Here is a 21,130-nt window from a genome sequence, read left to right on the forward strand (position 1 = left end):
CGCCGCGTCGATGTGGCCTGCGTGATGCTATTCCTGTTCGGTGCGGCGGCCATGGCCGGCACGCCGGACTCCCGTGAGATCGAACAGCAATGGCGGCAGGCCAACAGCCGCTACGACAGCGCGCGACAGGCGCTGCTTACACAGGTCGACGCGCAGGTCGGGCGCGGACCGTTTCAACCGGATTGGCAATCGCTGACCGCGTATCGCACGCCTGATTGGTACCGCGATGCCAAGTTCGGCATCTTCATCCATTGGGGCGTGTATTCGGTGGCGGCGTACAAGGGGGAGTGGTACCCGCGCCACATGTACGAGCGCGAGGGCGAGTACGCCAACTACTACCAGCATCAGGTCGACACCTATGGACCGATGCCGCAAGTCGGCTACAAGGATCTGATCCCTCGCTTCAAGGCCGAGCATTTCGATCCAGCGGCCTGGGCAAAGCTGTTTCGCACCGCAGGCGCGCGCTACGTAGTGCCGGTGGCCGAGCACCACGATGGCTTCGCCATGTACGACTCGCGGCTGAGCGATTGGACGGCGGTGAAGATGGGGCCGCATCGCGATGTCATCGGCGAACTGGCGAAGGCCGTTCGCGCCGAAGGCATGAAGCTCGGCCTGTCTTCGCATCGCGCCGAACACGATTGGTTCTTCGAATACGGCCGTCGCTTCGACTCCGACGTCAACGATCCGCGTTACGCGGCCTTGTACGGTCCTGCGCATCCACTGCAGGGCGCGAAAGGCGAGGATGGCAAGGACGTCGACTGGACCTTCGTGTCGGATGCCTATCTGGACGACTGGCTCGCGCGCTCGGCCGAGATCGTGCAGGACTACCACCCGGACCTGATGTATTTCGACTGGTGGGTCGGGCAACAGCGCTTTCGCGGCGCCTTGGCCAACTTCGCTACGTTCTACTACAACCAGTCGGCGGCGCGCGGCCAGCCTGTGGTGCTCAATTACAAACTCGACGCGATGCGCGCGAGCAGCGGTACGTTGAATATCGAGCGCGGGCAGGCGGCGGACATTCGGCAGCAACCCTGGCAAACCGAGACCTCGATCAGCCAGGCCTCCTGGGGTTATGTCGAGGGCGATACCTACAAGACCCCCGAAGAGATCGTGCACTTGCTGGCCGACGTGGTCAGCAAGAACGGCAACCTGCTGTTGAACATCGGCCCGAAAGGCGACGGCAGCATCCCGGCACCGGCGCAGAACATCCTGCAGTCCATCGGCGAGTGGATGCGCGCCAATGGCGAGGCGATCTACGGCACGCGTCCATGGACCCGTTTCGGCGAAGGCCCGACCCAGGTCGCGGCGGGCACCATGCAGGACAGCAAGACCGCGCCCTACACCGCGCAGGATTTCCGCTTCACCAGCAAAGAAGGGCGGCTCTATGCGATCGAGCTGGGCTGGCCGGCGGATGGCAAGGCGGTGATCCATGCCATCGGCGCCGACCTGCGCGTGAGCAAAGTCATCTTGCTGGCCACCAGTGCCAGCGTCGCTTTCCAGCAGCAGGCGGATGGCCTGCACCTCACTTTGCCTAAGTCACCCAAGGGGCTGCATGCCTATGCGTATCGCATCGAACTGCAGTAAGAGCCTGTCTGTTGGGCGCGCTGCGCTGAGTGTTGCACTGATATTTGCTTGTGTTGGCGCGCAGGCCGCCACAGCACCCACCGCAAAAACGCAAAGCCCCCAACAAAACGATCTTGCCTGGCAGCAAGCCAGCGCAAAATTCGAGCCGCAGCGCCGCGCATTGCTCGACAAAGTCGAGAAGGGCGATGCCACCGGTCCGTTCCGCCCCGACTGGGCCTCCCTGCAGGCCTACCGCTCGCCCACGTGGTATGACGACGCCAAGTTCGGCATCTTCATCCATTGGGGCGTGTACTCGGTGCCTGCATTCGGCAGCGAGTGGTACTCGCGCAACATGTACGTGCAGGGCAGCAAGGAGTTCGCCCACCACGTCGCCACCTACGGCCAGCAAAGCCAATTCGGCTACAAGGACTTCATCCCGAAATTCAAGGCCGAGCATTTCGATCCGGCCGCCTGGGCGAAATTGTTCCACGAGGCCGGTGCGCGCTATGTGGTGCCGGTGGCTGAGCATCACGACGGCTTCGCCATGTACGACTCGCGGTTGAGCGACTGGACCGCGGTGAAGATGGGGCCGAAGCGCGACGTGATCGGCCAGCTGTCCAAGGCGATTCGTGCAGAAGGCCTGCACTTCGGTTTGTCTTCGCATCGTGCCGAGCACGACTGGTTCATGGGTAACGGCCGCGAGTTCGCGTCGGATGTGAACGACCCGCGCTACGCCGAGTTCTACGGCCCAGCGCAGCTGCGCATGAGCGGGCCGGACAGTGACGTGCTTTCCGGCGACTTCACCTTTGTCTCCCAGGCCTGGCTGGACGACTGGCTCGCGCGCACCACCGAGCTGATCGATGACTACCACCCGGACCTGATCTATTTCGACTGGTGGATCGGCCACCCGACCTTCCGCAATTCGCTGCCGAAGATGCTCGCCTACTACTACAACGAAGGCGCGGCGCGCGGTGTGGTGGTCAATTACAAGTTCGGTGAGTTCGCCGATGGTGCCGGCGTGCTGGATGTCGAGCGCGGCCAGCTCACCGGCATCCATCCCACGCACTGGCAGACCGATACTTCGATCAGCAACGACTCCTGGGGCTACATCGAGAACGACACCTACAAATCGCCGCAGGTCATCGTCCATCTGCTGGCGGATGTGGTGAGCAAGAACGGCAACTTGTTGCTCAATATCGGCCCACGCGCGGATGGCGTTATCCCGCAAGGCGCGCAGGATGTGCTGTGCCATATCGGTGGCTGGCTGAAAGTCAACGGCGAGGCCATCTACGGCAGCAAGCCGTGGCGGCAGTTTGGCGAAGGCCCCACCGAAACCGTCGGTGGCACTTTCCAGGACACCAAGACCAAACCCTATACCGCCGAAGATTTCCGCTTCACCACCGGCAACGGCAAGTTGTACGCGATCGAGCTGGGCTGGCCGAAAGACGGTAAGGCGGTGATCCATGCGATCAAGGCCGCCGATGGCGTGCGCTCGGTGCAGCTCGTGGCGGATGGCAAGCCGGTGCCGTGGCAGCAGAAGGACGATGGCCTGCACCTGACCTTGCCGGCTCAGCCGGTGGGTGAGTACGCGTACGTGCTACGCATCGAGCTGGCTCAGTCACAAGGCGCGGCACGATGAAGCGCCTGCTCCTGTTGTGTCTGCTGATTGCATCGCCAAACCTGTTCGCCAAAGCGCCGAGCGCGATGTTCTATCTGATGGGGTCGCAGAAATCGATCGACTCCTTCGTCGCCCATGCCGACAAGATCGACGTGCTGGTTCCCACCTGGTACGGCGTGGACGAGAACGGCCTGGTCTCCGGTCAGCCGAATCCTTATGTGCTGAAGACCGCCAAAGAGCACCGCGTGCCAGTGATGCCGATCGTGTCGGCCAATGGCGAGCGTGAGAAGTTCCACAAGCTGCTCGGCAACGAGACGGCCAAGAAGGCCATGATCGCCTCGTTGATCGAGCAGGCGAAGCAATACGGTTTCACCGGATTCCAGTTCGATTTCGAGAACATCGCCTGGACCGACCGCGACGCCTTGACCCTGCTGACCAAGCAGACCGCCGACGCGCTGCACAAGCACGGGCTGAAGCTTTCGATGGCGGTGGTGCCGAACGCGCCGGGCTATGCCGGCAATGGCGCGTTTGCCAAGTGGATGTGGGAATACTGGCGCGGCGCCTATGACCTGAAAGCGTTGGCGCAGTCGCTGGATCTGGTCTGCCTGATGACCTACGACCAGCACACGCGCTGGACCACGCCGGGTCCGGTGGCCGGCATGCCGTGGACCATGGAGCACCTGGAGTACGCGCTGAAAGTCGTGCCCAAGGAGAAGCTCTCGCTCGGTATTGCGCTGTACGGCTATCACTGGTTCGCCGGCAACCCGGTGAAGGAAGACGGCAAGGAGTCGTCGAATATCTCGGCCAGCTACATCGACGCTGACGAATCGTTTCCGCTGGCGAAGCAGTTCGGCGCCTCGCTTCAGTGGGACCCGGTGGAGCACGAGTCCTGGTTCTACTTCTATCGCGACGGCATGCGCGAATGGGTGTTCCTGCCGGATGCCCACGCCTTCCGCGATCGCTACGAGGTCGTGAAGAAGTACGACTTGCAAGGTTTCTGCGCGTGGGTGCTCGGTGCCGAGGACCCCAAGGTGTGGGACGAACTGCCGGAGGCACAGCGATGATCAAGCGTATGAAAGGACGCGTGCTGCTAGGCGTGTTCGCACTGATGTCGGCAAGCTTCGCCCATGCGGAGCTTTCGCTGATTCCCTACCCGCAGCATCTCGAACAGCGCGAAGGTCGCTTCGTGCTGGATCGGCACACCACGATCGACGCGCCCGCCGATGCGCGCTCGCAGGAGATCGCTGGCTTCCTGCGCGTTGCTATTCGCGAACAGACTGGCGTGACGGTGCCCGAGCAGGCGAACAGCGACGACGCGCGCATCGCATTGCGCATCGACCCCTCCGTGCGCGGCGACGAAGCCTATCGCCTTACGGTGACACCGAAACACATCACTCTCAGCGCTTCCAACGACAAGGGCCTGTTCTGGGGCGTGCAGACGCTGCGCCAACTGATGCCGCAGGAGCCGTCCGGGCAGGGCGGCGCTTCCATTCCTGCGGTGCGGATCGAAGACGCGCCGGCCTTTGTCTATCGCGGCCACATGCTCGACGTGGGCCGGCATTTCTACCCGGTCGCCTTCATCAAGAAGCAGCTCGACCTGATGAGCTACTACAAGCTCAATACCTTCCGCTTGCATCTCACCGAGGACCAGGGCTGGCGCATCGAGATCAAGAAATACCCCAAGCTGACCGAAGTGGGCGCCTGGCGCACCGAGGCCGACGGCAGCCGCAGCGGCGGGTTCTACACGCAGAACCAGATCCGTTCCATCGTCGAGTACGCGCGCAAGCGCAACATCATGGTGATTCCGGAGATCGAGATGCCGGGCCACAGCTCAGCGGCGATCGCCTCCTACCCTGAGCTTTCCTGCGCAAAGAAGCCGATCCCGGTACCCACCGGCTGGGGCGTGTTCAAGGACGTCTACTGCGTCGGCGACGAAGCGGCCTTCACCTTCGTGCAGGACGTGCTCGACGAAATCATTCCGCTGTTCCCGGCGCCGTACGTGCATATCGGCGGCGATGAAGTGCCGGCCGGCGCCTGGGCCAACTGCACATCCTGCGAACCCTTGAAGCAGAAACTCGGCATCAAGGACGAGGCGGGCCTGCAGAGCTATTTCGTCAAGCGCATCCAGACTTGTCTGGCCGGCAAGGGCAAGACCATGATCGGCTGGGACGAGATCCTTGAAGGCGGGGTGGATCGCTCGGCCGTCATCGAGGTCTGGCGCGGCGAGACCGAGGGCCGCAAGGCGCTGGCCAATGGCAACCGCATCATCAACGCCGGTCCGTATTACCTGGACTCGCCCCTGCTGAAGCTGACTGTGGAAGGTGTCTACCGCACCGACCCGCTCGGCGACGCCGACTATGTGGCGCATCGCGAACAAGTGCTTGGTGCCGAGGCGCCGCTGTGGAGCGAGCGTGCCGACCCGTCGAATGCCGAAGCCAAACTCTACCCGCGGCTGCTGGCCTTCGCCGACCGCCTGTGGAAGGGTGGCAAGCCGGACGACGCAGGCTTCGCGGATTTCCAGCAGCGCTTGCGCGCGCAGTATCCGCGGCTGGATGCATGGAACGTTGCCTATGGTCCGGAAGGCCGCAACGTGGTCGATTACGACCTGTCGCTCGACGCGCAGCACGACGGCTGGCAGCTGCGCGCACAGCGCGGTTTCGACGATCTGCGGATTCACTACACCACCGACGGCAGTGAACCCACATCGTCATCGCCGTCCTTCACCGACGCGCTGGAGGTGAAGGCACCGGGCACGCTCCGCGTGACGCCGTTCCGCCGTGGGCATGCCTACGATCACTCGCGCACGTTTGAGCTAAGCCGCAATCTCGCCTTCGGTAAGCCGGTTCAGTACGAGCAGCAACCCAGCCCGACCTACGCCAAGAACAGCGCCACCGCGATGACCGACGGCGTGCTGGGCAGCAACGATTTTCATGACGGTGCCTGGATGGGCTGGGAGGAAGTCGATCCACGCCTCACAGTCGACCTGGGACAGGTCACCGAAATGCACGACATCAGCATCGGCGTGTTGCAGCAGGCCGAGTCGTGGGTGTGGTGGCCGTCGGAGGTGAGTTTCTCGGTCTCGGACGACCAGGTGCATTGGCAGTCGTTGCAGACCTCGAAGCCGGCGCCGGCCGCGGCCGAAAGCCAAGTGCAAGTTCAACGCGTGGCGTATTCCGCCGCGCAGCCGTTCAGTGCGCGCTATGTCCGTGTCGAAATGACGCGGCGCCCCTCGCTGGACGGTCGTCAAACCTGGACCTTTGCGGACGAGATTCTCGTGCGCTGAGGTTCGGGCTGCTTTGTACAACTAGATGCGGTTTCAGTTACATCTGCCTTTAGGGAGGCCATCATCCATGGGGAGTTCTGTCATGTTACGAGTTGCATTACGTCGTCGTGCGATCACCAACGCGCTCGCGATCGCTCTGTTCTCGCCGCTTGGTGTCTACGCGCAATCCGCGGCTGCGCCGCAGGACGCATCCACCCAGACGCCGCCCGCTGCCGATAAGAAAGCGGCCACGCTGGAAAAAGTCGTGGTGACCGGCTCGCGCATCGCGCGTACGGAGGTCGAGGGCCCCGCCCCGGTCAACGTCATCACCGGCGACGAACTCAAAGCGCAGGGCTTCACCACCGTCTACGAAGTGATGAACTCGATCACCCAGGCCGGTATCGCTGAGACGGCACCTACATGGGGCAGCACCTCGGTCAATGCGCGCCAGCTCAACCTGCGCAACATGGGTTCGAACCGCAGCCTGATGCTGGTGAACGGCCTTCGCGTGACCGACTACCCGATGCCGGCCAGCGGCAAGACCAACTTCCAGAACTACAACAACCTCCCGACTGGCATGATCGACCACATCGAGGTCCTGGCGACGGGAGCCTCGGCGATCTACGGCTCCGACGCCATCGCCGGCGTGGTCAATATCATCCTGAAAAAGAATTACCAGGGCGATGACATCAAGGTGCAGGTGGGCACCTCCAAGCGCGGTGGTCGCGACTTTGCCGACTTCAACTTCGTCGGCGGCAAGTCCGGCGAGCATTGGAACATCGTCTACAACCTGGAGCGTAGCCACCGCACCCCGCTGTGGGGCCGCGACCGTCCCTACACCGACTCCGACGGCGACGCCGGCTACGGCACCTGGGATCAGAACGCGCGCATGTTCGGCTACCGCCAGTACACCGGCCTGTCGCTCAACGACATCAACGGCAACTACATCGCGCCGCCGGCCGGCGCCTGTACGCAGGGCGGTTTCAAGAACAACTTCAAGCTCTATCACCAGCAGACCGTGGCCACCAACGGCAATACGGTCGATCCGACCAATATCACCGACAACGGCTCGTATTGCGCGCAGAACGCCCTGTTCGGCAATTGGGTGCTGACCCCGGGCCGCGACGACAAGGATGCCTACATCGCCGGCACCTACGACTTCGGCAACAGCCTGCAGGCCTACGGCTCGGTCGGCTACTGGGGCACCACCGGCGTGTCCAACACCCAGCTGCCGTTCCTCTATCCGTATGCCGGCAGCACGCCGGGGGCGCTGGGGTCTTTCTATGACCAGACCTCGGGACAGGTGATCACCAATTATTTCCGCCAGCTGACCCCGGGGGAGATGGGCACCTACGGCAATACCCACGACGTGGAGCAGAACTGGGACCTGCACGCCGGTTTGCGCGGCACCGTGCTGGACGGCCGCTTCAACTGGGACGTCAATGTCGGCCATGCCAAGTACATCGTGCGCGAGTCGTACACCGGCCTCAACGAACAGGGCATGTTCAACTTCTTCTTCGGGCCGCAGCTGGGCACCACCACGGTGGGCGGCACCGCCTATCCGGTGTATGTGATCAACCAGCAACGCTATTGGAACCCGATCAGCCCGGCGGACTACCGCAGCTTCGGCGTGGGCGGCGAGAACACCGCGGTGTCGTGGATGGATCAGGGCTCGGTCAATGTCACCGGCGACCTGTTCAACCTGTGGGCCGGCCCGGTCGGCTTCGCCGGCGTGCTGGAAGCCAACCACCAGGGCTACAAGCTCACGCCGGATGCGCGCGGCAACAACGCCGGCTTCAGCGACCCGTTCCAGGACTACAACGCCGGCGGCGGCACGCGCACGCGCCTGTCCGCGGGCACCGAGTTCCGCATCCCGCTGACCTCGACCCTGACCGCGTCGGTGTCCGGCCGCCTGGACAAGTACCACGACGCCAGCAGCGCCGACGTGGCGAAGACCTGGGGCGCGTCGGTCGAATGGCGTCCGGTCACGGGCCTGCTGCTGCGCGGCACCTACGGCACCAACTTCCACGCGCCAGACATGCAGTACCTGTACAAGCAGGACTCGCAGTCGACGGTCGGCATCTATTCCGACTACTACCAGTGCATTGCGGCCAACCAGTCGGCCTGTCAGGCCACCCAGCACAGCAGCTACTACACGCTGCACGCCGCTGGCGGTCGCAATCTGCTGCCGGAGCAAGGCCACGCATGGACCTACGGCTTCGTGTGGGACGTCATTGGGGTTGAAGGCCTGTCGGTCTCGGCCGACTACTGGCACATGGGCGTGGACAACGCCATCGACAACGTGGACCAGGACACCGTGCTGAAGGACGAAGCAGGCTGCCGCACCGGCCTGCAGGTGGGCGGCGCCCCGTACACCCTGCACCAGCAGGGCTCGGAGTACTGCAAGCAGATCATCGCCAACGTGATCCGCGATGGTCAGGGCAACGTCACCGCCGTCTACACCGGCCCGATCAACCAGAACAAGCTCTACGTCAGCGGCGTCGACGCGAACGTCACCTATCGCCTGAAGACGCAGGACTGGGGCAACTTCAACTTCGCCGTCGACTGGACCGACAACCTTTCGTACAAGCTGCGCAAGTACGCCAACGATCCGCTGCTCAATACCCGCTATGACCGCGTGGCGACCAGGACGCGTGCTACGGCGAACTGGCGGCAAGGCCCGTGGGACGTGACCCTGTATGGCGATCGCCAAGGTGGCGTGCGTGCTCCGCATTACGGCGGCTGCGAAGTGCTGCCAAATGGCATTACGCCGGGCATGGGCGATCCGCAATGTGTGATCTACAAGGGCCACACCCCGGCGTGGATCACCTACAGCACCACGATCGGCTATCGCTTCACCGAGCGTTTCAAGCTGGGCCTGACCGTGTCGAATATCTTCGACAAGATCGGCTCGATCCCGTACTACGCGGGTGGCTTCGAGTTCATCCCGACCTTGAATGGTGCGAACTACAACGGTCGTGAGCTATCGCTGCAGTTGGAATACAAGCTCGACTGATGGTGATGTGAAGGGTGTCGCAAGGGCTTACCCCCTCCCGGCCTCCCCCTGCGGCACGAGGTAGGTTTTTGCTCGTCATCCCGGCGAAGGCCGGGATCCAGTTTTAATAAGCCGTGCGAAGCACACAAAACTGTTTTGAGTGCTTCGCACGGCACTTTTACTGGATTCCGGCTTGCGCCGGAATGACGGCTCAAAACGTGGGGATACCTCAGGGGCTGGGGAGGGGTAAGCCCTTGGTGCAGACTCCAAGTAAGCGTTGTAACAAGCAGCGAGGAAGCCACAGCATGCCGAAGTTCTCACCCAGCCTCCCTAGCATGCTGTTGGCTTGCGCTTGTGTCGTGATGTCAGGAAGCATCTCCGCGCAGAACGCCGCGGAGATGCAACCCTCGCCCCAGCAAACGCATTGGCAAGACCTCGAATTCGGCGTGATCGTCCATTTCGGCACCAACACGTTCCTCGATCGCGAATGGGGTGACGGCAAAGCCGACCCCAAAGTATTCAATCCCGATCGCGTCGATCCGGCGCAGTGGGCACGCGCCAGCCGCGCAGCCGGTGCCAAGTACATGGTGATGGTCGCCAAGCACCATGACGGTTTCGCGTTATGGCCTACCGACCAGAGCAACTATTCGGTCAAGAGCAGTCCCTGGCTCGGCGGCAAGGGTGACCTGGTGCGCATGGCATCGGACGCGGCACGCAAAGAAGGGATGGAGTTCGGCATCTACCTGTCGCCGTGGGATCGCCATGAGCCGCGTTATGCCAATACCAAAGCCTATGACCAGTATTACCTGGGCCAGATGGATGAGCTGGTACAGAACTATGGGCCGCTGACGGAATGGTGGCTGGACGGTGCCGGCAGCGCCGGTCACGTCTACGATTTCCCCAAATACCTGGAAGAGCTGCGCACCTATCAGTCCAACGCCATGGTGTTCGCCGATATGGCGTTGTTCGAGTACGGCGACATTCGCTGGGTGGGGACGGAGGATGGACATATTCGCGGTGAGAACTGGAATGTGATCGATCGCCACGGTTATCAGCGCTGGCGTCCGGTGGAAGTGGATACGCCGCTGCACAAGCTGCACTGGTTCTGGCATCCAAATGACGAGTCCACGCTCAAGAGCGTCGATGAGTTGATGGAGATCTGGGAAAACAGTGTGGGGCGCGGTGGGCAGTTGATGCTCGGCATCGCACCCGATCGCCATGGTCTCTTGCCCGATGCCGACGTGGCTCGGCTAGAGGCTTTCGGCAAGGCCTTGCAGGCGCGCTATGGGGCGGCCAGCAATTTGGTGCTCAAGCACGCGTCGGCCGATCCCAACACCGCGAAGGCGCTGGATGGCGATCGCGATACGTTCTGGTCCGCGCCCGAGGGTTCGCACAACGCCATGCTTGAAGTCGATCTGGGCCACCCGGTTACGTTCGATCGCGTGCTCAGCATGGAATGGCTCGACGCGGGCCAGCACATTCGCAAGTATGCGGTAGAGATCTGGGACGGGCACGCTTGGAAGGCTGTTGCCCAGGCCGAAGCCATCGGTCACATGAAGATCGACGCGTTTCCGGCGGTGACGGCGCAGCGGGTGCGCCTCAACATTTTGTCCAGCGCCGGTGCGGCACACATTCGCGAGTTCCAGCTATTCAACACTGGCGTTCATTGAACATCACGCATGCCACGGACATCCCAAGACCATGCATAACGACACGGATTTCATGCCAAAAGCGCAACAGCGGGTGAGGGCATGGCGAGGTTGGGCGGCCGCCGTCCTCATGTTGGCCGGCGGCCAGGCGTTCGCCGATTCGCTGGTGAAGCAATCGCTGGATGACGGTTGGCAGTTCCGTCTGGCGCCACACTCGGAGGCCGCCAAGGCACACCAGGAGGCGTTGCCGTGGCGCAAAGCCAGCGTGCCGGGAAGCGTGCAGACCGACCTGCTGGCATCCGGCCTCATCGGCGATCCGTTCTTCCGGGACAACGAAGCCAAGCTGCAATGGATCGGCCTGACGGACTGGGACTATCGTCTGTCGTTCAAGGTCGATGCTGCGACCTTGCAGCGCGATCATGTGGAATTGGTCTTCGACGGGCTCGATACCTTTGCCGATGTATCGCTCAATGGCCGCAAGCTGTTGGCGGCCGACAACATGTTCAGAAGCTGGCGGGTTCCGGTGAAGGGCCTGCTGCATGCCGGCGAGAACAGCTTGCAGGTCGAGCTGCATTCGCCGATCGCACGGCTCCTGCCGTGGTTGCTCAAACAGCCCTATGCGCTGCCGGGCGAATTCGATTCGGCATTTGGTGACGAGCCCAAGGGCAAACAGACGTCTAATTACGTGCGCAAAGCCAATTACCAGTACGGCTGGGACTGGGGGCCGCGCTATCTCACCGCCGGCATCTGGCAGCCGGTGCGGCTGGAGAGTTGGGATCGCCTGCGGCTGGTCGATTTCCATGTCGCTCAGCAACACGTCGATGCCGAAACCGCACAGCTGCAGGCGCAGCTGAATGTTCACGCCGATCAGGCGGGCCGTGCGCAACTTCAGCTGAGCTGGACCGCGCCCGATGGAAGCCAGCGCGATGTGTCACAAGAGGTGTCGCTGACGAAAGGCGACAACGCGCTCAGCGTGCCGATTCGTATCGAACAGCCGCAGCGCTGGTGGCCGACGGGTTACGGTCCGCAGAATCTGTATCACTTCCGCGCACAGCTCAGCGCTGGCGGCAAAGAGCTTGCGAGTGCCGAACGCGATACCGGCCTGCGCAGCGTGGAGCTGCGTCGCCAGAAGGATCAGTGGGGCAGGAGCTTCGCGTTCGTGGTCAATGGCGTCCCGATGTTCGCCAAAGGCGCCAACCTGATTCCGTTCGACAGCTTTCCTGCGCGTGTCACGGACGAAAGCATGCAGCAGATCCTGCAGTCCGCCCACGACGCCAACATGAACATGTTGCGCATGTGGGGCGGTGGCCATTATCAGAGCGATGCGTTCTACGCGATGGCTGACAAGCTGGGCCTGATGATCTGGCAGGACTTCATGTTCGGTGGCGCCATTCCGCCCTATGACGAAGCCTACCGAGAGAACACCCGCATCGAGGCGACCGAGCAGGTGACCCGCCTGCGCGATCATCCCAGCATCGTGCTCTGGTGCGGTAACAACGAAGTGCAGACGGGTTGGGAATCCTGGCCGGATCGCAAGAAGTTCATGCAGTCCATCGCACCGGCCGAACGCGAGCGCGTGGAGCAGGGCATGAAGACCTTGTTCGGCGAGACGTTGCGCAATGTGGTGCATCAATACGCACCCGACGTACCGTACTGGGCCAGCTCGCCCAGTACCGATTACGAAGGGGAGGCCAACCAACTCGATAACGGCGACTACCATTCGTGGAGCGTGTGGTCCGGTTCGAAGCCGATCGAGGACTACCTCACCAGCACGCCGCGCTTCCAGTCTGAATACGGCTTGCAGTCGTTTCCGGTGATGGCGACGGTCAAGGCTTTTGCCGACGAAGCCGACCTGTCGCCAAACTCCCCGGTGATGCGTGCGCATCAGAAATTCGCCAACGGCGATGGCAACGATCGTTTGCTGTTCTATATCCGGAAATACTATGGCGAGCCGAAGGACTTCGAATCCTTCGTTTACCTCAGTCAGGTGATGCAGGCCGAAGGCATCGAGCTGGCGGCGGAACACTTGCGCAGCACCCGCCCGCAGGCGATGGGGTCGTTGTACTGGCAGTTGAACGATGTGTGGCCGGGCGCTTCGTGGTCGAGCGTGGATTATTTTGGGCGGTGGAAAGCGTTGCAGTTCCATGCGCGCCGCTTCTATGCGCCGGTGCGCGTGGCACCGATTCGCCGTGATGGCCGCAGTGAAGTGTTTCTGATTTCCGATCGCACGACACCGTTCGATGCGCAGCTGCGCACGCGCGTCATGGGTATGGATGGAAAGCTCGTGCACGAGCACACCGAATCCGTGCACGTGCCAGAACTTGCCAGCACGCGAGTGGCTGAGCTGAGCGACGCAGACTTGCTGCACGGCGCCGATCCGCATCGCAGCTTTGCGGTGTTCGAGCTGAGCGAGGCGAGCAAGCCAGTTTCCCGTCACTTGCTGTTCGTCGATCCGGCCATCGAGCTGCAGCTGCCTGATCCCGGCCTTCAAGCCGAGCTGCGCGACAACGGGCATGGCCTGGTGTTGAGCGTGAGCGCGAAGCGTTTGGCTCGCGAAGTGTGGATCGACTTCGGCTCGCTCGACGCGACGCTCTCCGACAACGCCTTCGATCTGTTACCCGGCGAGAAGGTCGAGTTGCAGGTGACCAGCAAAGCGCACGCGGACGAGCTGCGCAAGGCACTGCATCTCCGTTCGCTGGCCGACGCGACCAAGTCGAAGGAGACGAAACAATGATGGCCTCGCGGCGCTCGATGCTGAAGCTGATGTCCTTCGCCGCCGGTGGCGCGGCGCTGGGGATGGGGCCGCTGGCGTGGGCGGCACCCAAGGGCTTCGTCAGCAAGCGGCCACCGCCCGGCAAACGCAAGTTCACCAGCCCGGCGGTAGAGCGCCTGATCGCACAAACCAAGGCGCGCATCGCCGATCCCGAACTCGCTTGGTTGTTCGAGAACTGCTTTCCCAACACGCTGGATACCACGGTGGAACTGGGCAGCCTGCGCGGCAAGCCCGACACCTTTGTGGTGACTGGCGATATCGACGCGATGTGGTTGCGCGACTCGTCGGCGCAGGTATGGCCGTATGTGCCGCTGGCCAAGCACGACGAGGCGCTGCAGCGGTTGTTCCGCGGACTGATCCGGCGCCATGCCGTGTGCATCGCCATCGATCCGTACGCCAATGCCTTCATGCCGGACCCGCAGGCCAAGACCAGTTTGCATTGGGCGGTAGACGACGTGACCGACATGCGTCCCGGCGTGGCCGAGCGCAAATGGGAAATCGATTCGCTGTGCTATCCGATTCGCCTGGCCAGCGGCTATTGGAAGGCGACCGGCGATCGGCAGCCGTTCGACGAGGACTGGCGCGCGGCCATGCACAAAGTGGTGGCGACGTTCCGCGAGCAGCAACGCAAGGATGGGCCTGGGCCCTACCATTTTCAGCGGCGCTCGGAAGTGCCGACGGAAAGCCAGTTCCTCGGTGGCTATGGCAATCCCACGCGTTCGGTCGGCCTGATCCATTCGGCGTTCCGACCTTCCGACGACGCCTGCCTGTATCCGTTATTCATTCCAGGCAACTTGTTCGCCGTGCGCGCGTTGCGCGATCTTGCGCCGATGATGCGGGCGTTGTTTGACGATCACGCTTGCGCTGAAGACTGCGAGGCACTGGCTGCCGAAGTGGAGCGCGCCGTGCAGGCGTACGGCGTGATGCACGACGCGCAAGGCAACGAGATCTGGGCCTACGAAGTCGACGGCTACGGCAACCAGCTGTTCATGGACGACGCCAATGCACCGGGCCTGAGCAGCCTTGCCTATCTGGGCTGCTGCGCGCCTGACGACACTCGCTATCGCCGCACGCGCTCGCTCGCCTGGAGTACGCACAACCCGTACTTCTTCGCCGGCAAAGCCGCCGAAGGCATTGGCGGTCCGCATGAAGGGCTGCGCATGATCTGGCCGATGTCGATCATGATGCGCGCGCTCACCAGCCGCGACGATGACGAGATCCGCCAATGCCTGCGCTGGTTGAAGACCACCCACGCCGGCACCGGCTTCATGCACGAATCGTTCGACCAGGACGACCCCGCGCACTTCACTCGCGAGTGGTTCGCCTGGGCCAACACCTTGTTCGGCGAACTCATCGTCGGACTAGCGGAACACCGCCCCGCGTTGTTGCGCGCGTGAGCCAGGTTCCCGACATGTTCTTCCTTTCCGATCCTCTACCGGAGCACAACCCATGGTGACACGCAGGCGTTTCCTGCAAGGCGCAGTGGCCGCGGCCCTGCTGGGCAACCGGCTTGGTCCTTTCACCGGCATCTCGACCGCGCAGGCCGCGGGCGCATCGCCCACAGGTGGCGTGGCGGATGCGGCGACGGGTGTATCGCGCTACGTCGACGTGTTCGTCGGCACTGGTGGGCACGGCCACACCTATCCCGGCGCGACGATGCCGTTCGGCATGGTCCAGCTCAGCCCGGACACCTATAACGCGCAGTGGGATGCTTGCTCCGGCTACCACGAAGGCGACGGCTCGATCATGGGCTTCTCGCACACCCATCTGAGCGGCACCGGCGCCAGCGACATGCTCGACGTGCTGGTGATGCCGTGTACCGGTCCGGTGCGCTTGCAGCCGGGCGATCGCGAGTACAAGGGCACCAACTATCGCTCGCGCTACGACGGCGTGCCGCCATCCAACGAGCCGGTGCCGTCGCAGGCGTCAACCGAGCGCGGCTACCGCTCGCGCTACGATCGCGCTGACGAGCAGGCGCAGCCTGGCTATTACCGCGTGCGGCTGAAGGACTATGACGTCCTCGCCGAACTCACCGCCACCCTGCGCGCGGGCCTGCATCGCTACACCTTCCATGGCCAGGGCGACGGCCATCTGCTGGTCGACCTGGCGCATGGCTACCGCGACGATCCCGCCACGCCGACCAAGGTCACCGACGCGGAACTCAAGCTGGTCGGTAACGACACCCTGGTCGGCAGCCGGCGCGTGCATCAGTGGGCCAACGGCCGCCACATCTACTTCGCGATGAAACTGTCGCGCCCGTTCGACAGCGCCACGCTCTACAGCGATGACGCGCCAGTGGCCGGCTCGGCCAAAGAAGCCAAGGGCACCCACCTCAAGGCCGCACTGCACTACACCCACGCCAACAAGGCGCCCCTGCTGGTGAAGGTGGGCATCTCGGCGGTGGATATCGATGGCGCCTTGCGCAACCTTGATGCCGAGATCGCGGGATGGGATTTCGACGGTGTGCGCAAGACGGCGGCGGAGAGCTGGGAGCGCGAGCTGGGTCGCATCCGTATCGATACGCCATCGCAAGACGTCAGGAAGATGTTCTATTCCGGGCTTTACCACACCATGCTGGCGCCAACGCTGTTCAGCGACGTCGACGGCCGTTATCGCGGCATGGATCTGGCCGTCCATCAGCTTCCCGAAGGCGCGCACAACTACAGCACCTATTCGCTATGGGACACCTACCGCGCGCTGCATCCGCTGTTCACCCTATATCAGCCCGAGCGCGTGCCCGACCTGGTGAACGGCCTGATCCGCATGGCGGCAGAGAGCCCGGATGGTCCGCCGGTGTGGCCGCTGCAGGGCGTGGAAACCGGCTGCATGATCGGCTACCACTCGGCCGTCGTTGTTGCCGAAGCCGTCGCCAAGGGCTTCACCGGCGTTGACCATGCACGCGCGTGGCCGCTGTTCCGCAACCGTGCAATGGACGACGACTATCGAGGTCTGCCGCTCTATCGCAAGCTGGGCTACATCCCGAGCGACAAGGAAGGGGAGGCGGTCAGCAAGACGCTGGAATACGCCTATGACGACTGGGCCGTCTCGCATCTGGCGGATGCTGCTGGCGCTGCCGACGATGCCAAGAAACTGCGCGAGCGCTCGCGAAATTACCGCAATGTGTTCGACAAAACGCTCGCCTTCACGCGTCCACGCGGCAGCGACGGCAAGTGGTTGGAGCCGTTTGATCCGCGCGGCATGGGGCACTCCAAGCAATGGCGCGATTTCACCGAGTCGAACGCGTGGCAGGCGACCTTCCTCAACCAGCACGACCTGTATCACTACATGGATCTGTTCGGCGGCGAGCAGGCGTTCGAGCGCAAGCTCGACGAGCTGTTCAACACCAGCTCCGAACTGCCTGCAGATGCACCGCCGGATATCGCGGGTATGGTCGGCCAATACGCGCATGGCAACGAGCCGAGCCATCACGTGGCTTATCTCTATGCCTACTCCGGGTCGCACTACAAGACCCAAGCGCGGGTGCGCATGCTGCTGGAGACCATGTACCAGGCGCAGCCCGACGGCCTTGCCGGTAATGAGGACTGCGGCCAGATCAGCGCCTGGTATGTGATCAGCGCGCTCGGTTTGTATGCCGTCGATCCGGTCAGTACCAACTATGTGTTCGGCAGTCCGCTGGTCGATCGCGCTGAGGTCCAGATGGGCGAGCACCGTTTGATCGTGGAGGCGATCGGCAATGGTCCGGATAGTCCGTATATCCAGTCGGTGCTTTGGAACGGCAAGCCTTGGAGCAGGAGCTGGATCAGCCATAAGGAGCTTGCGGCGGGTGGCACGTTGACGTTCCACATGGGCAAGGAGCCGAACAAGCAGTTTGGTTCGGCGCCGGGGGATCGGCCGCCAGCTTTTGGTGTGTCTGCCTGAGCGCAGGCCTTTACTCCCTCCCCCCTTGGGGAGAGGGTTGGGGTGAGGGGCGGGTGCTCGGGATAACCTCTCACTGTCGTCGCCCCGGCGTAGGCCGGCCCCGGAGGGGTGAGCGAAGCGAATCACCCAGTGCGATGTCGCTCGGTTGTCGCGTTATCGCGTTCTGGTCGCCTTCGGCGTGTTCCGTCCTCCTGCCGGAGGCCGGGTCACTTTTCTCTGTTTGGCCAGAGAAAAGTAACCAAAAGAGAGGCCACCCCGGTTCCGCGCTCTGCGGGCTTCGCCCTCCGAGTCCGTGAGGTCTGGCCGGGCTTTTCGACACGACGTCCCTGTCGTGTCGAAAAGGCATCGACGTCCTGTCGATGCCCCCTTCGGGGCCTGATCGTCCAGCCCTCACCGCTGCACAGGGGGACCCGTCACGGGCTCGCTGACGCATCGCTTTTGCTTCTGCTCCCTCCCTTGCTTGCGACGCAGAGCTAGTCCCGTGGGACAGGGGAGGGCTGGGGAGGGGGGAGTGCTTGAGAAAGCGTTTCGGGAGAGGTTTTCGCAAGGGTTCACCCCCTCCCGGCCTCCCCCTGCCCCACGGGACTAGCTCTGCGTCGCAAGCAAGGGGAGGAGAACAGTGCGCACAGCTGAGATACGACGCCAATCAGGACTAGCTTTCAGCGAGACGTAGGCAAACGCGCCGGCAAGAATTTTTCCAGTACACGCGACAACACCACGCAACCCACGAGCATAAGCAGCCACGGATTACTGAGCATATGTGGGGGTAGCACGGCTTCGCTGGCACGAAGCCATTCGTGGCCGTGCGCAATGATGAGGGCGACCAGTGCGATCATCAGGATGCCGAGCAAGACGTAGCTCAGGGCCTTTTCGATGCGCATATCGGCGGCTTTATGACGACGAGCCTGTGCGTGGGCCAGGGCGGCGACGTCGTGAGCGAAATCCAATGGCAGCTGCTGGTCCAGCGGTTGGCGCAGTGCGTGTGCCACGAGGCGGTAGCGCAGCAGGTGGGCGTCGCCGTTCGTATCCAGGCCGAGTCGTTCGGCACGCCATGCGCGTTCCTGGGCTTGCCATTCGCGTTCGATCGCGTCGTTGTCGGGCTGGTGCGGATCGTGGTTCATGTGGGTGCTCCTATCCGGGATTCCAGCAGTTCGCGCAGACGCAGGCGAGTGCGAAACAGGTGGCTCTTGATCGTGCCGGCGGCGAGTCCGGTGATTTCGGTGATCTCGGGGATGGATAGTTCATCGAGATGGTAGAGCGTCAGCACGGCGCATTGCAGGGGCGGCAGTGTTTCGATGGCGGCGTGGAGATGCGATGCCATCTCGGTATCGGCATAAGCGGCTTCGAGATCGAAGCCGTCGCCGATGTTTTCCAGCAGGGAAGGCTCGTCGTTATCTTCCGCGGCTTCGGCCACGGTGATGCGCTTGCGCTCCAGATGGCGCAAAGCGATGGAATAGGCCACGCGCCCGACCCACGATTTCAATGCGCTTTCATAGCGGTATTGATGCAGGTTCTGGTGCACGCGCAGGAAGGTGTCCTGGCATAGTTCGCGCGCATCCTCGGGGTGGCGGACCATGCGGTAGATGATGTGCCAGCACAGCGCCTGATGCTCGCGCACCAGCCGCTCGAACGCGCCAGGCGCGTTCGCCAGCACAGCGTCGACCAGGACACGGTCCGAGGTCATGAGCGAATGGATTCCATGACGGGATGGATACGTGTGCAAGGTAAACGGTTGCACGGCGGAAGAACATATCGGATGGGGCTTCTGCCTCGGCTGCAACCGTTACCCGCTAGCCCGTATCTATTCCTCCAACAGGATCATGACCGATCCATCGAGGAGAGTGAGATGGACAAGCAGGTACTAGGCATACTGTTGCCGTTCGCAGCATTTATCTGCGTCACCTATGCGATCAAGTTGCTGGTCGATGCCCGGGTGCGCATCAAGATGCTCAGCACGGGCGGTTCTGCGGAACTGATCCAGTCGATCCTGCTGGGCGAGGAGCAGCGGCACCGCCAAGCTTCGCTGCGCTGGGGCATCGTGTTGGTGTTTGCCGCGTTTGGCTTCGGGGTGACTCAGCTCGCCGGATGGACCGATATCAACGCCGGCATGATTGCCGTCATGACTGGCGCCATCGGTCTAGGCAATCTTGTGTTCTTCACGATCGCGCGACGCATCGGCTGAGTTGCCCGCGGGCCTGCGTTGGGTCAAGGTCTGCTCTTGATCTAAGTCTGTTGTGTCTGCGGCGGCGCGGCCCGTCGGCGCGTTCGCGCCTTCAATTCAACCCAAACCGAGGCGCCGACATCGAACGATGACGGCGAGTGCCTTCCTGCGCCCCATTCAAGCGAGGAAACCGATATGCGCTTATTACCTTTTGCCGTTCTGTTCGCAAGTTTGCCGGCGGTTGCACCGGCCGAGTCCGTCCATGCGGTCGAGGTCCTAAACGGTATGCGCAGCGGCGTCGCTTCGTTCGCTGTCGCGCCGGCCGGCAGCGGACGGTGGGTGACGCTGGATATGCGCCGCGATCCGCCGGAATACGGTGTGGCCTTCACCATCGAGATCACCGCCATGAAGGCAGGGCCGGCCGGTAGTGATTGCCTTCACGATTTCCGCACGGTGCTGATGGACGGTCGCGTGGTGGTGGTGCGCGACTTTGATGTGTGCAGCCGGCACCAGTATCGGCTTGGGGTGGGCTACAGGCTCTAAGGAAAGAACGTCGCGCTGAATATGGCGCTCAGCACCGCCTGCGCCTTCTCGTCGGTCAATTCGTTGGGCATGCTGGCATTGAAGAAGCGCATGCCGTCGATCAGCGCCATGGTGCCGAAAGCCAGGTCGGCGGGTGGGGCAGGCGGGGTTGTCTTCATCACGCTGCAGAACTGCGTGATGAAATAGGCGATCACGTCGCGCTTTTCCAGGCACAGGGCGTTCAATCGCGCGCGGAACTTGGCGTCGCGCAGCGCATGCAGCCTGGCTTCGGCCCACAGCACGAAGTTGCTGCTGTCGCGGTAGGCCTGGATATAGAACAGCGCCAGATGCTTCTGGATGTCCTCCACCGGCAATCCTGCATCCAGGATCTGCTGCAGCTTCAGGTGGATGTCGTCGTGATCGCGCTTCAGCAGCGCGATGAACAGATCGGTCTTGCTATCGAAGTTCGAATAGAACGCGCCGCGGGTATAGCCGGCGTGGGCCGCAATGTCTTCCACGCTGGCGGCGGCCACCCCTTTCTTCGCAATGATGACGGCCGCCGCGTCGAGTAGGCGCTGGCGGGTCAGGTCACGGCTTTCTTCACGGGTGAGTCGCTTACGGGGCATGTACTTATCGTAGCACGGCAAGTCAAACCTTCATTTGGATACAGTGTTGTATTTGTATACAAGTATGGATTAATGTCCGCAG

Annotated in this window: 14 protein-coding genes; 11 read left to right on the forward strand and 3 right to left on the reverse strand. The window is 62.7% G+C overall.

Features of this window, described 5'->3' with window-relative positions; translation table 11 throughout:
* The first annotated feature begins 24 nt into the window (after positions 1–24).
* From OUZ45_RS16090 to OUZ45_RS16130, 9 genes are all read left to right on the forward strand, one after another.
* Positions 25–1,584: an alpha-L-fucosidase gene (locus OUZ45_RS16090; RefSeq protein ID WP_425601702.1), complete on the forward strand. Its 1,560-nt coding sequence runs from the start codon at positions 25–27 to the stop codon at positions 1,582–1,584.
* A complete protein-coding gene (locus OUZ45_RS16095) occupies positions 1,559–3,202 on the forward strand; it encodes an alpha-L-fucosidase (RefSeq protein WP_266171234.1) in 1,644 nt (547 codons plus the stop codon). The genes OUZ45_RS16090 and OUZ45_RS16095 overlap by 26 nt, the downstream gene beginning before the upstream one ends.
* Entirely contained in the window at positions 3,199–4,245 is a 1,047-nt protein-coding gene (locus tag OUZ45_RS16100) for a glycosyl hydrolase family 18 protein (RefSeq protein WP_266171164.1), read from the forward strand. The genes OUZ45_RS16095 and OUZ45_RS16100 overlap by 4 nt, the downstream gene beginning before the upstream one ends.
* On the forward strand, positions 4,242–6,464 hold the full coding sequence (locus tag OUZ45_RS16105; RefSeq protein WP_266171165.1) for a glycoside hydrolase family 20 protein: 2,223 nt from the start codon (positions 4,242–4,244) through the stop codon (positions 6,462–6,464). The genes OUZ45_RS16100 and OUZ45_RS16105 overlap by 4 nt, the downstream gene beginning before the upstream one ends.
* An 82-nt stretch (positions 6,465–6,546) precedes the next feature.
* A complete protein-coding gene (locus OUZ45_RS16110; RefSeq protein ID WP_266171166.1) occupies positions 6,547–9,459 on the forward strand; it encodes a TonB-dependent receptor plug domain-containing protein in 2,913 nt (970 codons plus the stop codon).
* Between the two features lie 341 nt (positions 9,460–9,800).
* Positions 9,801–11,108 carry an alpha-L-fucosidase gene (locus OUZ45_RS16115; protein ID WP_266171167.1) on the forward strand — a complete coding sequence of 436 codons (1,308 nt, stop codon included), beginning with the start codon at positions 9,801–9,803 and terminating at the stop codon, positions 11,106–11,108.
* 52 nt (positions 11,109–11,160) lie between these two features.
* Positions 11,161–13,821 (forward strand): beta-mannosidase, encoded by a 2,661-nt coding sequence (locus tag OUZ45_RS16120; RefSeq protein ID WP_425601703.1) that lies wholly within the window; start codon positions 11,161–11,163, stop codon positions 13,819–13,821.
* Positions 13,821–15,257 (forward strand): glycoside hydrolase family 125 protein, encoded by a 1,437-nt coding sequence (locus tag OUZ45_RS16125; RefSeq protein ID WP_266171236.1) that lies wholly within the window; start codon positions 13,821–13,823, stop codon positions 15,255–15,257. Before OUZ45_RS16120 ends, OUZ45_RS16125 begins: the two co-directional genes overlap by 1 nt.
* 52 nt (positions 15,258–15,309) lie before the next feature.
* Positions 15,310–17,739: a GH92 family glycosyl hydrolase gene (locus tag OUZ45_RS16130; RefSeq protein ID WP_266171168.1), complete on the forward strand. Its 2,430-nt coding sequence runs from the start codon at positions 15,310–15,312 to the stop codon at positions 17,737–17,739.
* 659 nt (positions 17,740–18,398) lie between these two features.
* On the opposite strand, the gene OUZ45_RS16135 is transcribed toward OUZ45_RS16130, so the two are convergent.
* Positions 18,399–18,860 (reverse strand): hypothetical protein, encoded by a 462-nt coding sequence (locus tag OUZ45_RS16135; RefSeq protein ID WP_266171169.1) that lies wholly within the window; start codon positions 18,858–18,860, stop codon positions 18,399–18,401.
* Positions 18,857–19,423, reverse strand: coding sequence for an RNA polymerase sigma factor (locus tag OUZ45_RS16140; RefSeq protein WP_266171170.1), 567 nt, complete (start codon positions 19,421–19,423; stop codon positions 18,857–18,859). The genes OUZ45_RS16135 and OUZ45_RS16140 overlap by 4 nt, the downstream gene beginning before the upstream one ends.
* A 162-nt stretch (positions 19,424–19,585) precedes the next feature.
* Between OUZ45_RS16140 and OUZ45_RS16145 the strand changes: the two genes are divergently transcribed.
* Complete coding sequence (locus tag OUZ45_RS16145) at positions 19,586–19,921, forward strand: hypothetical protein (RefSeq protein WP_266171171.1); 336 nt, start codon at positions 19,586–19,588, stop codon at positions 19,919–19,921.
* A 174-nt stretch (positions 19,922–20,095) separates the two neighbouring features.
* Positions 20,096–20,443, forward strand: coding sequence for a hypothetical protein (locus tag OUZ45_RS16150; RefSeq protein WP_266171172.1), 348 nt, complete (start codon positions 20,096–20,098; stop codon positions 20,441–20,443).
* Here the strand turns inward: OUZ45_RS16150 and OUZ45_RS16155 are convergent.
* Positions 20,440–21,048: a TetR/AcrR family transcriptional regulator gene (locus OUZ45_RS16155; protein WP_266171173.1), complete on the reverse strand. Its 609-nt coding sequence runs from the start codon at positions 21,046–21,048 to the stop codon at positions 20,440–20,442. The two genes, OUZ45_RS16150 and OUZ45_RS16155, sit on opposite strands and share 4 nt — an antisense overlap.
* Between the last annotated feature and the right edge of the window lie 82 nt (positions 21,049–21,130).

It is taken from the genome of Dyella subtropica, from assembly GCF_026283965.1.
Classification (GTDB): Bacteria; Pseudomonadota; Gammaproteobacteria; order Xanthomonadales; family Rhodanobacteraceae; genus Dyella_D; species Dyella_D subtropica.